Consider the following 14,173-nt stretch of genomic DNA (forward strand, 5'->3'; position numbering starts at 1 on the left):
GTCGATCTCGCCCTGGTCCTCATTTCCCAGCCAGTAGGCCGGCCAGGCGCCGGCGGTCAGGCAATCAAGCTTGATCCGCGCTTCCCAGGTGTGGCCGACGCCGCCCCGCCAGAGGCTCTGTACCTTGCCGCTGTAGAAGGTGGGACCGTCTTTCGCGGCCCGAAGGACCAGGTTCGACTTGCCGTCGACAAAGACGTTGTGGCGATCGTCGCGGTATTGGCCGATGTTCTCGGGCAACTCCCAACGCGTCGGGTCTTTGATGACCTCGCGCGCTTTGGCCACGGTCCACTTCCCTGGATCAGGCGCTGAACCGGACGGGCCGTCGAATTCGTCTTGGAAGATGTATCCGCCCGACGGCGCCGCTGGTGGGCGTGGGTAAGCGCGGGCCTGAGGGACGGGAGCCGCGGCGGCCAGCACGCCGAAGCCCGTCATCAACATCATGGTGCGGCGATCCATTTCGGGCATAGGCCCTGCACGATATCAGCCACGCACGGCAGCCGGCCAAATCGCGGTTCGGCCGGATCACAAGTGAGCGAGCAGGCGCTCCGCAAATGTGCCGGGGTGTTCCCGGTGCATGAAATGCCCGCCGTCGACTTCTTCGACGATGTAGTCACCGGCGAACATCCGCGCGGCGCCGCGATAGTCGGCAGGCTTGGCGATCGGATCACCGAGTCCGGCAAACACGACCGTAGGCACGGTAATTCGTGCCTTCAGCGACGCGCTGGGTATCGGCGAAAGCTTTCGGTAGTAGCCGAATGCCGCGTTCAAGCTCGCGGCGTTCGAAAAGCTCGCCCGCACCGGGCCGAATTCGCTCGGGTCAGGCCGCCAAGCCGGCGACCATCGACGGCAGATCTTGGGAAGCGCCGCGAAGTCATTACGCGCGAAGCGTTTTGGTGCCCCAGGTAGTTTGTATACCGCGAAATGCCTTGCCCCCCAAAGCTGTTTCAGCGTCGGCTTGAGCGTAGCCGGATGCGGGATGCCGAGGACGAACAGCTTCTTCACCCGTTCAGGGCCCAGCGCCGCCGCGCCGTATGCGGCCGCCGCTCCCCAGTCGTGTCCGATGACGATGGCCTCACTGGCGCCGAGCGCATCAATCAGCGCAAGAGGGTCGCGCGCCAGCGTTTCTTGGTCGGCGTCGCGATCCGGTATCGCGGTGGGGTGGTACCCCCGCATAAAAGGGCTTACCGCCCGGTATCCCTTGGCTGCGATGCGGGAGCGCAGGTGATCCCAGGTGTGCGCGGTGTCGGGGAATCCGTGCAGCATCAGGACCAACGGCCCGGTTCCTTCTTCGAGATAGGCGAACTTCAGTCCGTTCGCGTCGACGAATTGGATTGCATCAGCCATGACTATCCCTCACGTTTTCTGATACACCAGCCAGCGCAACTCGATTGGTGATTCCTCACGCTCGACGTCGAACAGGTCGAGGCCGCTGGCCCAGCCCTCGAACCACTCCGTGGGTGGCCAGGCGCCGTCGGGCAGATGGGCCTTCTCGTACTCGTAAGCCGAGTCATCGGCGACGAGCTCAACGGGCAGCTGAGACGACGCAGCCTTGAGTTCGTCACGGGTGAAAATCATCGTGTTGCACTGTTGCCCGAGTTCACGCGTCGCATCATCGGGGATGTAGCCCTCATGCGCGAGGAAGGCATTGAAAACCAGCCGGCCACCGGGAGCCAAACAATCGGAGGCGAGTTCGAATATTCCGCGTAACTCACCGGTGCTGCGGAAGTCGGGGACCACCTCGGCAAGAATGATCAGCCGATAGTCGCGGCGAACACCGTCCATCGTCTCGAAGACATCGCCATCCATGACACGGACCTCAAGCGATTCGCCGTTGGCCTCCGCACGAATGATTTCGGCGAACTTCGGACTCATTTCGACCGCATCCACCGGATGGCCACGACGCGCCAGAGCCAACGCATTGCGACCCGTTCCCGCACCGACATCGAGAACGGGATGAGCCTGGGGGTCGGCCACTTCGCCGGACAGCGCCCAGACCCGGGCGTCCGGCTCAGTACCGAATAGCGGTCCCTCGCGAGTGCTGAGCCAGCCGTCGTAGGCGCCTCCGAGTGTCACGGATTCGCTTGTGACCCGATAATTCATCGAGATACCGAACGGCGCGTGAAACGAGATCACGATGTTCGAACGGGAGGACGCCGTGTAGGCCTTGGCCAACTCGGCCTCCAGCACCGTCTTGAGTTGGGCAGCTTCGTCGGCGCTGTACTGGACGCCCGCGACGGCAAAGACGTTGTCGCACATCTTGAGGTACTCGTCGATCATGCTGGGAACGGCGGGCACCGTGATCTGCGTCGTCACCACGGCCCGGCGATACAACCGCCTGACCACCGCCTCGCCCAACGTGGACGGACTGAACGACCTGACGGTCGGATCCTCCATCAGACCCTTGTACACGACCCATCGGTGTTCCACCAGCGCCCGAGTGCTATACAGCAACGTATGTCGAACGCCGGGCATTTGATCACCCACGTCTCGGATACGGCCCGGTGGACGGCGCTGTACCGGGCAACCGAGTCAACACGGGCCGATGCGCTGTTCAGCGACCCACTGGCCGAGCGTCTCGCGGGCGAGCAAGGCCGCGCGATCGTCGCCAACACTCCGATGACGAGCCGCAGCGGCTGGTGGCTCGTCGCGCGCACCAAGATCATCGACGACGCCATCGCCGAAGCGATCGCCAACGGCTGCGACCGGGTGCTCAACCTGGCGGCCGGCTTGGACACCCGGCCGTACCGACTGAACCTTCCGTCTGACTTTCAATGGATCGAGGCAGACCTTCCGGAGATACTTGCGGAGAAGATGCAACTCCTCGCCGACCAGACGCCGCGGTGCGAATTGACCCGGTCGGCGGTCGACCTCGCCGACCCGGTGGCCCGCAACGCGTTCTTCGATCAGGCTCTTGACGGTGCCACCAAAGCGCTGGTTTTGACCGAAGGCTTGCTCATGTACCTGGAAGACTTTGATGTCACAGCACTTTCGGATGCGCTCAACCGGCCCGAGGTCGGTTGGTGGATGTTTGACTTTGCCGGCCCTGGCCTGAAGCGGGTGATGAACAAGAAGATGGCCGGCATGTTCGAGAATGCCCCGTTCATCTTCGCGCCCGAAAACGGGCTGGCCTATTTCGAGGACCTCGGCTGGCGGGTCCTCGAATCCGAGTATCTGATGGCAGCTGCCAAGCGATTTCGCAGGTTGCCGATCTTCATGTGGCCGGCGATGTGGGGCCCGCAGCCGAATCCGCGCCACCCCGGCAGAAGACCCTGGAGTGCCACGGCCCTCCTTAGCCGTTGAGCTGGATCATGGCCGACTCATTCGAACAGCGGGCAGTTTCGAGACGCGAACTCGTTAAACGCGGCGCGGCGGCGGTGGCGCTGACCCTGGGACCGTTGGGCTCGATGCTCCAGGACCGCAAAGCATTTGCTGACAACATCAGGCTGATCGACTTCGCCGAGCGCCGAATCGCGCCGAACGAAATCAAATCGGCCGGCTATGCCGGGGTAGTGAACTACGTGTCCGAGTCCAGACCGGGCGCGAACTTCGAGGCCAAGCCCATCACCCGCGAGTACGCAGACGCGCTGCGCGCCGCGGGATTGCATATCGTCAGCAACTTCCAATACGGCAAACCGAACGGAACCGCGCCTTCGGATTACACCCGCGGGTTCGACGGTGGGGTAGCGGACGCCCACACCGCGTTGCGACTCCACTCCGCCGCCGGAGGCAGCGACTCCGCCCCGATCTTCTTCAGCGTCGACGACGACATCAACGTCGACACCTGGAACGGTCTGGCCGTCAACTGGTTTCGCGGTATCAATTCGGTATTGGGCACTGCGCGAACCGGGATCTACGGACATTTTCAGGCTTGCCAGTGGGCGAACAACGACGGCGTCCTCGGGCGCTCCAGCACAGCCGGGCACAAATGGGCCTGGCAGACCAAGTCCTGGTCTCACGGACAACGCGACGCCACCGCAGTGTTGTACCAAGAGGTGGTCAACACCCCGTCGAATCCCGGCCCGCTTCTCGGTGGCATCAACATCGACGTCGACGAGGTACTCGCCCCCGACTTCGGTCAATGGGACCTCGGCCGGTGATCTAGTCCCCGCCGGCAGCGGATTCCACGAAATCAACAGCACTGGAAGCGCTTTCGTGCGGCGATATCATTTGTTCGGCAATCTTGCCAGCCCGATCGAGGTAGTCCAGGGTGAGGATCGACCTCAACCCGGCGGTCAGCGATTGCTGGTTGACATCCGAGAATCGTTGTCCGGTACCAATCTTGAGCTGCTGTACACCGGCTGCCCACACCGGCTGATCGAGCCAGAGCCACAAAATCAGCGACGGCACACCGGCGCGCATCACCGCTGCGGTGGTGCCCGCGCCGCCGTGGTGAACGGCCGCCTGGCAGCGGGGAAGGATCGCGGCGTGACCGACCGCGTCGACAAACTTGACGTGGTCGTAGTGATCGAATTCGGACATGTCGTTGGGCCCGGTACAGATCAGCAACCGCTGGTTCAGTTGCGCGCACGCCGCCACGATCATCTCGACGATCTCGGCGGGCGGAGAAATCGGCGTACTGCCCATGCCGAAATAAACGGGCGCAGTTCCCTCGCCAATCCACGACAACACCTCATCGTCGGCATCGGTCGGCGCCTCCAGGGTGAGCGCGCCGACGAACGGCTTGCCCGGTTCGGCCCATTCGTCAGGCTGGCCCGGCAAGCACCGTTCGTCGTAGGCCTGGATCTCCATCAGCGCCGGCGCGGGCTCGGGCCCCTCGGGCAGGCCCAGCGCCCGACGCAGCGGTTCCTCGGACGCCTTGACCAGCCAGGAGTTGAGCTCTCCGGACGGCTGAAACCGCGACGGAAAGGAGTGCAGCGCAACCAACGGAACACCTTCATGTTCAGCGATGTTCGCGGCGAGCCGCTGCTCGTTCATGCCCGTCACAAGCAGGTCCGCGTCTTCAGCGAGCGATGCGAGCGCCGTGCCCTTGTCCACCCAAACCTTGGTGACACGCTCCATGACCTCGGGCAGCGCGGCGTAGGGGTTTTTCATGTTGGCGACGAAAAAATCCGCCGCCGTGTTCAGCTGCGCCTCGGAGTCGGGCCCATAGGCCATCGCATCGAGACCGACCGACTCGGCGAACGCGACCATGTTGGGCGGAACCGCTATGCGCACGTCGTGGCCTCGGCGCCGCAACTCGCGACCGACGACGGCGCACGGCTCGACATCACCCCGACTCCCATACGCGGCCAGAACAACTTTCATCGGCGGAAACCTCACTAGGGGGACCTCGGCGGGACTGGCTACATCTTTACAGGTACGCCCAGCGCCAACACCGCGACATCGTCCTCCACGCCTGAGCCGAAGCCGTCCAGTAGCGACTGGATCGCTGCGACAATCCCCGACGCGGTAGTCGGCGCGTGGGCGGCAGCGAATTCCAGCAATGCTCCGGAATAGTCGTAGCGCTCCGCGCCGTCGCCTGTTCGCGCCTCGGTCAACCCATCCGTGTAGAGAACCAGCGTGTCGCCCGGTGTGAGCCGAATCCGGACAGCAGCGAATTTCGGCTCCATGGGGATGCCGACGGGCTGGCCACCGATTGTGTCCACGTAACGCGCTCCGCCGTCCGCACCGAGCACTAATGGAGGAAGGTGCCCCGCGCTGGCGAGCTCGATACCGAACTCGCCGTCGAGTGGCGTGAGAATGCCGAAAATGACTGTGGCAAATTGGTTTACGGTATCGCGAAACTCCTGGCTCAGCACAGCGTGCAGGTTCTCCAAGACCGCGACAGGGTCGGCGTCGAAGGCCGCCGCCGCCCTCAAGGTATAGCGGGTCAGTGAAGTCACCGCGGCGGCGCCGGCGCCTTTGCCGCTCACATCACCGATGAAGAAAGCCCACTTGTCATGCGTGAGCGAGAACAAGTCGTAGAAATCTCCACCGACATCGTCCGCGGAGGCGGGGTGGTAGTGCGCAGACGCATCCAAGCCGTCGGGGGGTGAAATCGAGGGCGGCAGCAACGACCGTTGCAGAGTCCGTGCGAAGACCTGAACCCGCGCACGTTCCTGTTCCACCCGTCGTCGCTCATCGAGGAGTTCGCGCTCGTACGAGCGCCGATCGCCTGCATCGTGAATCGCGATGCGCAGCAGAAGCGGTCGGCCGTCGACATCGTATTTGACGTTAGCGGTGAGGAACGCGGGAAGCCGTGTGCCCTCGGCGGTGACCAAATCCACGGTAATGCCGGTGAGCTCACCGTGCATTTGCAGCATTGGCGCAAAATGAGTTTCGTAGTGTATGCGGCTACCTACGGCCAACAAGTCGGTAAAAGGTTTGTCGATCAACGTTTTTCGCTCGTGCCCGAGCCACGCCAAAAGGGTGGCGTTCACGCTGACGATGCCCCGGTCGGGCCTAGCCACTATGTAGCCGCACGGCGCGTTCTCGTACAGGTCCTCAGCGCTGAGGCCGTCAGGTAATGCGCCGTCCGGCTCCGGTGTCACGGCGCCCCGGCGAACTCAGCGATCGCCTGCGCGGTGATGTCCGGAGCGCTGAGCTGGGGGCAATGGCCAACGGCGTCGAGCGTGACCAGCTGACTGCCGTCGATTCGTTGCTGGACATAGGCACCAACCTCGCGCGGCGCCAACGTATCGTGTGCGCACTCGATCACCAGAGTGGGAATCGATACTCGGGCAAGATCACCGCGATTGTCGGACAGGAAAGTGGTGCGTGCGAAAACCCGCGCGCATGCCGGGTCGGTGCGACAGAAGCTATCAGTGAGCTCGTCGGAAAGGTCGGGTTGATCCGGGGCTCCCATAATCACCGGCGCCATCGCTCGCGACCAACCAAGGTAGTTGCTCTCGAGTGAGTCCAATAATTCGTCGATGTCGGCGCGGGAAAAGCCGCCGCGATAGTCCTCACTGTCGATGTAGCACGGTGAGGGAGTAAGCAGGACCAACCTGGCGAAGCGGCTCGGATCGGTCGCGACCGCAAGCACTCCCATCATGGCGGCTACCGAGTGGCCGACATATGTCACGTCGCGCAGATCCAACTCACGAACGATGCCGAGGATATCGTCGGCATACCCTTGCAGCGCCTTGTACCGTTCGGGGTCCCATGCCGCGGGATCCGAGGCGCCGCAGCCGACGTGATCGAACAGAACCAGCCGGAAGCTCGCCGCAAGTCGCGCTTCAACCAGTCGCCACAGATTCTGATCACACCCGAAGCCATGAGCGAGCATGATCGTCGGACCGTTTACGGCTCCGGCAATCCTCACGTTGTTACGCGCCTGCAAATCCACGCATTCATACTGCCACCGCAGTAGAGCAGTACCGTCGGCTTTGTGCGCTGGATCGTCGATGCCATGAACGTCATCGGGACGCGACCGGATGGCTGGTGGAAAGACCGTCACGGAGCAAGAGTCCGGCTTGTCGAACAGCTTGAGCGATGGGCGTCCCCGGATGGCCATCAGGTCACCGTGGTTTTCGAAGGCCCGACGTCGCCGCCGATTCACTCAGCCGCGATCCGGATACGCCACGCGCCGAAAACGACTGCGAATTCAGCGGATGACGAGATCATCCGGGTCGTTTGCGCCGACAAAAACCCTCAGGAGATCAACGTCGTGACGTCGGACGTCACGCTCGCCGACCGGGCGCGAGCCGCGGGCGCGGGCATCTGTCCTGCGGCGCGGTTCCGCGACCTGATCGACCCTCGGCGCTGACGCACTGCACCCCGCAGGCGTGTGCCCGCGGGGTGCAGTGTCGCGCTGTCGGTAGTTACTTGAGGTCGAACCGATCGTTGTTCATCACCTTGACCCACGCAGCGACGAAGTCCTCCACGAACTTCCCCTTGTTGTCGTCCTGCGCGTACACCTCGGCTATCGCGCGCAGCACCGAGTTCGACCCGAACACAAGGTCATTCGCGGTCGCGGTCCACTTCAGCGCGCCCGAGGACCGATCGTGGCCCTCGTAGACGTTCTCCGCCGACTCCGCCGCCTTCCACTCAGTGTTCATATCGAGCAGGTTGACGAAGAAGTCGTTCGTCAACACACCCGTCCTGTCGGTGAACACGCCGTGCTTGCTGCCGCCGTGGTTGGCACCGAGAACCCGCAGACCACCGATGAGCGCGGTGAGCTCCGGACCGTAGACACCCAGCTGGTAAGCCCGCTCCAGCAGCAGATGCTCTAGCGGCGCCTTCTCGCCGGCCCGCGCATAATTGCGGAATCCGTCAGCCCGCGGCTCGAGCACCGCGAACGACTCCACATCGGTGTTCTCCTGCGAGGCGTCGGTACGACCCGGCGCGAAGTGCACCTCGATCTCGTATCCGGCGTCTTTGGCCGCCTTCTCGACCGCCGCAGACCCGGCCAGCACGATCAAGTCGGCCAACGAGATCTTCTTCCCGCCGGACGCGGAGTCGTTGAATTCGTGCTGGATCTTTTCCAGCGCCGCCAGCGTCTTACTCAGCTCGGACGGCTCGTTGGCCTCCCAATTCTTCTGCGGCTCAAGGCGAAGCCGTCCACCGTTGGCACCACCGCGCTTGTCGGTGTTGCGATAGCTCGCCGCCGCCGACCACGCCGTCTTGATCAGTTGCGGCACCGACAGGCCGGACTCGAGCGCCTTCTTCTTCAGAGCCGCGACGTCCTTGTCGTCGACCAGCGGATGGTCAACCGCGGGAACGGGGTCCTGCCACAGCTGGACCTCGGGAATCCACGGTCCCAGGAACCGTGACACCGGCCCCATGTCGCGGTGCAGCAGCTTGTACCACGCCTTGGCGAAAGCCTCGGACAGCTCCTCGGGGTGATCCAGCCAGCGCTGGGTGATCTCGCGGTAGATCGGGTCCTCCCGCAGCGAGATGTCGGTCACCAGCATGGTCGGGGTGCGACCCGGCCCGCCGAACGGATCGGGGATGGTGCCCGCACCCGCGCCGTCCTTGGTGGTGAACTGCCACGCACCGGCGGGGCTCTTGGTCAGCTCCCACTCGTAGCCGTACAGGTTCTGCAGGTACCCGTTACCCCACTGGGTCGGCGTCGAGGTCCATACCACCTCCAAGCCGCTGGTGATGGCGTCCTCGGCCTTACCGCTGCCGTAGGCGCTCTTCCAGCCCAACCCCTGCTGCTCGATCGGAGCTGCTTCCGGCTCGGGACCGACCAGGTCGGCATCTCCGGCGCCGTGGGTCTTGCCGAAGCTGTGGCCACCGACGATGAGCGCTGCCGTTTCCTCGTCGTTCATCGCCATCCGGCCGAACGTCTCACGGATGTCGTGGGCCGCGGCGACCGGGTCCGGCTTGCCTTCTGGGCCTTCGGGATTGACGTAGATCAGCCCCATGGTGGTCGCGCCGTACGGCTGTGCGAGTTCGCGCTTACCCGTGTAGCGCTTGTCGGTGCCCAGCCATTCGCCCTCTTCACCGAAGAGGATTTCCTCGGGCTCCCAGATGTCTTCGCGACCGAAAGCGAACCCGAAGGTCTGGAACCCCATCGACTCGAGCGCCACGTTGCCCGCCAGCAGCAGCAGGTCGGCCCATGAGATCTTGTTGCCGTACTTCTTCTTGACGGGCCACAGCAGCCGCCGCGCCTTGTCCAGGTTGCCGTTGTCCGGCCAGCTGTTGAGGGGCGCGAAGCGCTGCAGGCCCTGGCCGCCACCGCCGCGGCCGTCAAAGATGCGGTAGGTACCCGCCGCGTGCCAGCTCATCCGGATGAAGAAACCTCCGTAGTGGCCGTAGTCGGCAGGCCACCAGTCCTGTGAGGTCGTCAGGACCGAGACCAGGTCCGCCTTGAGCGCGTCGACGTCGAGCCCGGCGAACGCCTCGGCGTAGTCGAAGTCGTCGCCGAGTGGGTCTGACTGCGGGTGGTGCGGGTGCAGTTTCGACACGTCAAGCTGGTTGGGCCACCAGTCCTGGTTGGTGAGGGGAGCCCCGCTTTTCGGCGTCGGTGAGTCGAGCGCCGGATTTTCGCTCTCGCTGCCTTTGTGGGTTGTATCGGAAGACACTGCATTCCTTTCAGGGGTGGGTGAAACGGGCTGTGATCACGGTTGTGATCGAGACGTTGCGTTCGAACAGTTGGGGCACAGGCCCCAGTAGATGACTTCGGCCTCGTCGAGAACGAAGCCGTCCAGTACGTTTTCGTCGTCGGATGGGGTCAGACACGGCGCGTCGCCGACAGCACAATCGATATCGGCGATGACACCGCACGATCTACACACGACGTGATGGTGGTTGTCGCCGACCCGCGACTCATAGCGGGCAACCATGCCCAGTGGCTGGATCCGGCGAACTAGCCCGACGGCGGTCAGAGCGTTGAGAACGTCGTACACGGCCTGTCGGGAGACATCGGGAAGTCCGCTGCGGACCGCGGTCAGAATGGTCTCGGTGTCAGCGTGCGGATGGTCATCGACCGCTTCCAGCACGGCAACCCTGGGCCGGGTCACACGGAGATCGGCCATACGCAGTTGTGCCGAGTAATCCGTCGACGTTGACGACACGCCCCCAATATGCCGCTCTTATCTGGAGTCGGTCAAGACTTAATTTGGAGTTGGTCAAGAATTAATCGACCTGCTTACGGCCATGATTGCGGCGTTTGCGGCCTGTTTGGCCGCAAGGTTGGATCCTCTGGCGAGCCGGGCCAGACGGGGCAGCGCATTGCGATGCCTGACCAGGTAGCGTCCGACGGCTGCCCGGTTCGTGGTGCCATCGCCGTGGGTGAGGCCGGCGATCTCTTCGTCGACGCTGCCGTCGCCGGCCCGGTCGCTGATTGCCCGCACTACCGACCATGCGACGCCGCGCTGGTCGCACACCTTTGCGATCGCAGCCGTCTCCATGTCCAGCGACACCACCCCACGCGATCTCAGATCGGCATGCACCGTCCGATCCGTCAGCAACTCGTCGGTGGTCCACATCGTCCCGTGGGCGGTACCGACGCGCAGCGGTGTCGGTCGGTAGGTGGCGCCGTCGGCGCTGTTGACGACCTGTTCGGGCAGTACCAGCGCTCCGATCGGGGTGTGGTCGTCGATAGCACCGGTGATACCTACGACTACCACCCACTCGACGTCGACTGCATCGAGTAATCGGGCTGTCGCGCTGCCCGCCAAGGCTGTGCCGATCCCGGTGACCACGGCGATCACCGCACGGTCGCCAAGCTTGCCGACGTGGCCCGCTCCGGATTTGCGCAACCGAAGGCGGCGGCGCAGCGGCCGCAACTCCATCGGCATCGCGCAGACGAAAGCGATCACGGCTGATGGGTACCGATGCCACTCGACGACACAGCGCCATCGTAGGCAGGTATCTCGGCGGCCGGACGCGATCCAGAATTTGCTGTATAGCGTTGCAGTAGAAGGATATTCGCTGCTCAACCCGAGACAGTCAGCCGAATGCAGCCGAAAGCGGGGAGGGATTTACCTCCTCACCTTCAACATATAGCTCATCCCGGGGCTTGCGGCAAGACCCGGGTCATGGCGCAAAATCGCTGGCCAAAGCTAAAACTGAGCGATATTGGGGGGTTGCCAAGTGAGCATCGACCATTCTGTCGTCGTGGCCGGGGGAGGACCGACCGGGCTGATGCTGGCGGGTGAATTGGCATTGGCGGGAGTCGACGTCGCCGTTGCCGAGCGGCGCGCAAACCAGGATCTGATCGGCTCCCGCGCGGGCGGTTTACATTCCCGCACCATCGAGGTGCTCGACCAACGCGGAATCGCCGATCGGTTCCTGACGAGCGGCCAGATCGCACAGGTTGCCGGGTTCTCCCAGATCCGGCTGAATATCAGCGATTTCCCCACCCGCCATCCCTATGGACTTGCGCTGTGGCAGAACGACATCGAGCGCATCCTGGCCGACTGGGTCGAGGAACTGGCCGTACCGGTCTATCGCGAACGCGAGGTCACCCGCGTCGTTCAGGACCACACCGGGGTCGACGTCCACGTCTCCGGCGGCCGGCGATTGCGGGCGGAGTATCTGGTCGGGTGCGACGGCGGACGCAGTGCGGTCCGGAAGTCAGCGGGCATCGATTTCCCAGGTTGGGATCCGACGATGAGCTACTTGCTCGCCGAGGTCGAGATGGCTTTCCCGGCAGGTGGTGAACCAGACTGGGGCATCCGGCATGACGCCGTCGGTGTCCATGCGCTCAGCGAATCGACCGACAGAGGATCGGTGCGGGTGATGGTGACCGAGCAGCACCTGGTCCCCGGCACCGAGCCAACCCTGGACGATCTACGCGAAGCCCTCGTCGCCGTCTATGGAACAGATTACGGAATCCACAGCCCCACTTGGATTTCCAGGGCAACCGATGTGACCCGGCAAGCGGCGTCCTACCGCGACGGGCGAGTACTGCTGGCGGGGGACGCCGCGCATGTGCATCACCCGATCGGCGGCCAGGGGCTCAATACTGGTGTCCAGGATGCAGTGAATCTGGGATGGAAGCTTGCCCTGGTAGCCAACGGAGCGGCGCCGCACACGCTCCTCGACAGCTATCACGCCGAACGGCATCCGGTCGCGGCGCGGGTGCTGCAGTACACCATGGCGCAGATGGCGCTGCTGCGCAGTCCCGCCGACGACCGCACAAAGGCATTGCGCGACATCATGTCCGAGGTGTTGCAGATCGATGAGCCGCGTCGGCGCGTCGCTGCGACGATGTCGGGACTGGATATCCACTACGACCTGGGGTCTGGACACCCACTGCTCGGACGGCGCATGCCCGATCTCGACATTGTCACCAGTGCGGGTCCGCGGCGGGTGTTCACGCTGTTGCATGACGCACACGCGACACTAATCAACTTCGGCGAGCCGGGTGCGATCGAGATGTCCGGCTGGGCAGATCGAGTTCGGCTGGTCAACGCGAAATGCTCTGGGGTATGGGAACTTCCAGCCATCGGCGCGGTTGCTGCTCCGGATGCCGTCCTGGTCCGGCCGGACGGGTATGTCGCGTGGGTCGCCGGCGGTTCCGACGCTGGCCTCACCGAGGCGCTGAACAGGTGGTTCGGACCACCCAGAATGGCTCCTCGCTAAACGGTGTCAGCCCTCCAGGGCGTCTTGCAGCTCCCGCACGTGGTCCTGTGTTTGTTGCAGCAACGGACGCAGGGCTTCGGCGACGTCCGGCAACCCCAGATCGTTCGCCTCTGCCACCCGCTTCCGGTAGCGATCGAGCTGACGCTGCTCCAATTCCATGTCGGCCTTCAGCGCGGCGGCTCCGTCGGCTGCATCAGGCACGTCGGGCACTTTGACGGTGGGCGTGCCACCGAGAAAGTCGATTTGCTGAGCCAGTATTTTGGCGTGCTCCAACTCCTGGGACAGGTGGTTGCCCATTTCCTCGGTGATCGAGTGGTACTCGGGCCCTTTAACCGTTGCGGTGTGCTGGATGTATTGGACAATCGACTGATATTCGGTGCCCAGATCTTCGTTGAGCCGGTCGATGAAAGTACTGGTATCCATGCGGCTAGGTTTCACGCAAGGCAGCGGACTCAAACGTGGGCCGGGCGGCGTTACGACTGACCAGCACCGATGCGCCGACGCGCCTAACCCGTCATTGGCTGTTCGGGCGTTGTCGGCGACGTTCGCGGTAGTGCTGTTGGTGATAGCCAGTGCAGGCACAGCACCCGCCGAACCGGTTGTCCACGGAGTTGGCCAACGAGCGGTGGGCTGGGAGACCTACCGTCGATTGGACCGGTTGCCATACCTGAGCGCGGACACGGAGACTCTGCAGGCCTCGAGCTTCGATCGGAGCGGCGGCAATTTCGACCTCGGCACCGGAAACGATAACGGCAGCGGTGGATGTCTGGCATCGGGCGGCGCTGGGTGCGTCATTGCGGAGGATCGCGGCGCCGGCGAGATTGACTCGATGTGGTTCACCCGCGACAGCGGCAACGTGAGCCGGATGGGTGCGATCCGCGTCGAGTTGGATGGACATACAGTGCTTGACGCACCGTTGCAGTCGCTAGTCGATGGTGCGTTGGGTGCGCCATTCGTCTGGCCCCTGGTGGCCAACGCCGCGCAGTCGCCTGCGGGGGTTTACGTCAAGGTACCTATGCCGTACCGGCAATCGATGCGGGTCAGCATCGCATCGAATCTGCAGTACTACCACGTCGACTATCGCCAGTTTTCGAACGCCGAAGGCGTGAAAACGTTCTCGCCGTCCGATCCCGCGCTCGATGTGATCACCACGCTGCGCGCCGCGGGCGCCACCGACCCCAAGCCGACGGCATCC

At 63.8% G+C, this 14,173-nt stretch carries 14 protein-coding genes and 1 pseudogene; 5 read left to right on the forward strand and 10 right to left on the reverse strand.

Features of this window, described 5'->3' with window-relative positions:
- The 3 genes from VN856_RS13795 to VN856_RS13805 all read right to left on the reverse strand — a co-directional run.
- A partial coding sequence (locus VN856_RS13795; protein ID WP_422656566.1) for a glycoside hydrolase family 16 protein occupies positions 1-465 on the reverse strand: 465 nt, incomplete at its 3' end.
- A 57-nt stretch (positions 466-522) separates the two neighbouring features.
- On the reverse strand, positions 523-1,344 hold the full coding sequence (locus tag VN856_RS13800; protein WP_325689906.1) for an alpha/beta hydrolase: 822 nt from the start codon (positions 1,342-1,344) through the stop codon (positions 523-525).
- Positions 1,345-1,353: 9 nt separating this feature from the next.
- Entirely contained in the window at positions 1,354-2,394 is a 1,041-nt protein-coding gene (locus VN856_RS13805; RefSeq protein ID WP_325689908.1) for a class I SAM-dependent methyltransferase, read from the reverse strand.
- A gap of 60 nt (positions 2,395-2,454) precedes the next feature.
- Between VN856_RS13805 and VN856_RS13810 the strand changes: the two genes are divergently transcribed.
- Together VN856_RS13810 and VN856_RS13815 are read left to right on the forward strand one after the other, a co-directional pair.
- On the forward strand, positions 2,455-3,300 hold the full coding sequence (locus VN856_RS13810; protein ID WP_325689910.1) for an SAM-dependent methyltransferase: 846 nt from the start codon (positions 2,455-2,457) through the stop codon (positions 3,298-3,300).
- Positions 3,301-3,308: 8 nt separating this feature from the next.
- A complete protein-coding gene (locus tag VN856_RS13815) occupies positions 3,309-4,097 on the forward strand; it encodes a DUF1906 domain-containing protein (RefSeq protein ID WP_414686954.1) in 789 nt (262 codons plus the stop codon).
- A 1-nt stretch (position 4,098) separates the two neighbouring features.
- Here VN856_RS13815 and VN856_RS13820 read toward each other — a convergent pair whose 3' ends face one another.
- From VN856_RS13820 to VN856_RS13830, 3 genes are read right to left on the reverse strand one after another with little or no spacing between them, the layout of a single operon-like run.
- Positions 4,099-5,265: a glycosyltransferase gene (locus tag VN856_RS13820; RefSeq protein WP_325689912.1), complete on the reverse strand. Its 1,167-nt coding sequence runs from the start codon at positions 5,263-5,265 to the stop codon at positions 4,099-4,101.
- A 38-nt stretch (positions 5,266-5,303) separates the two neighbouring features.
- Positions 5,304-6,491, reverse strand: a complete 1,188-nt coding sequence (locus tag VN856_RS13825) for a PP2C family protein-serine/threonine phosphatase (RefSeq protein WP_325689913.1) — start codon at positions 6,489-6,491, stop codon at positions 5,304-5,306.
- Positions 6,488-7,288 carry an alpha/beta hydrolase gene (locus VN856_RS13830; RefSeq protein ID WP_325689915.1) on the reverse strand — a complete coding sequence of 267 codons (801 nt, stop codon included), beginning with the start codon at positions 7,286-7,288 and terminating at the stop codon, positions 6,488-6,490. Before VN856_RS13830 ends, VN856_RS13825 begins: the two co-directional genes overlap by 4 nt.
- Before the next feature lie 42 nt (positions 7,289-7,330).
- Between VN856_RS13830 and VN856_RS13835 the strand changes: the two genes are divergently transcribed.
- Positions 7,331-7,708: an NYN domain-containing protein gene (locus tag VN856_RS13835; protein ID WP_325689917.1), complete on the forward strand. Its 378-nt coding sequence runs from the start codon at positions 7,331-7,333 to the stop codon at positions 7,706-7,708.
- A 55-nt stretch (positions 7,709-7,763) separates the two neighbouring features.
- On the opposite strand, the gene katG is transcribed toward VN856_RS13835, so the two are convergent.
- From katG to VN856_RS13850, 3 genes are all read right to left on the reverse strand, one after another.
- Complete coding sequence (gene katG, locus VN856_RS13840) at positions 7,764-9,971, reverse strand: catalase/peroxidase HPI (RefSeq protein ID WP_325689919.1); 2,208 nt, start codon at positions 9,969-9,971, stop codon at positions 7,764-7,766.
- 36 nt (positions 9,972-10,007) lie between these two features.
- A complete protein-coding gene (locus VN856_RS13845) occupies positions 10,008-10,424 on the reverse strand; it encodes a Fur family transcriptional regulator (RefSeq protein WP_325689927.1) in 417 nt (138 codons plus the stop codon).
- Positions 10,425-10,517: 93 nt separating this feature from the next.
- Positions 10,518-11,210 carry a hypothetical protein gene (locus tag VN856_RS13850; RefSeq protein WP_325689921.1) on the reverse strand — a complete coding sequence of 231 codons (693 nt, stop codon included), beginning with the start codon at positions 11,208-11,210 and terminating at the stop codon, positions 10,518-10,520.
- 274 nt (positions 11,211-11,484) lie between these two features.
- On the opposite strand from VN856_RS13850, the gene VN856_RS13855 reads away from it, so the two are divergent.
- Entirely contained in the window at positions 11,485-12,978 is a 1,494-nt protein-coding gene (locus tag VN856_RS13855; protein ID WP_414686955.1) for an FAD-dependent monooxygenase, read from the forward strand.
- Between the two features lie 6 nt (positions 12,979-12,984).
- Here VN856_RS13855 and VN856_RS13860 read toward each other — a convergent pair whose 3' ends face one another.
- Positions 12,985-13,401 carry a ferritin-like domain-containing protein gene (locus VN856_RS13860; protein WP_325689923.1) on the reverse strand — a complete coding sequence of 139 codons (417 nt, stop codon included), beginning with the start codon at positions 13,399-13,401 and terminating at the stop codon, positions 12,985-12,987.
- On the opposite strand from VN856_RS13860, the pseudogene VN856_RS13865 reads away from it, so the two are divergent.
- A pseudogene (locus VN856_RS13865) lies at positions 13,382-14,173 on the forward strand (hypothetical protein); the annotation flags it as partial. The gene VN856_RS13860 and the pseudogene VN856_RS13865 sit on opposite strands and share 20 nt — an antisense overlap.

Source organism: Mycobacterium sp., from assembly GCF_035603715.1.
GTDB lineage: Bacteria > Actinomycetota > Actinomycetes > Mycobacteriales > Mycobacteriaceae > Mycobacterium.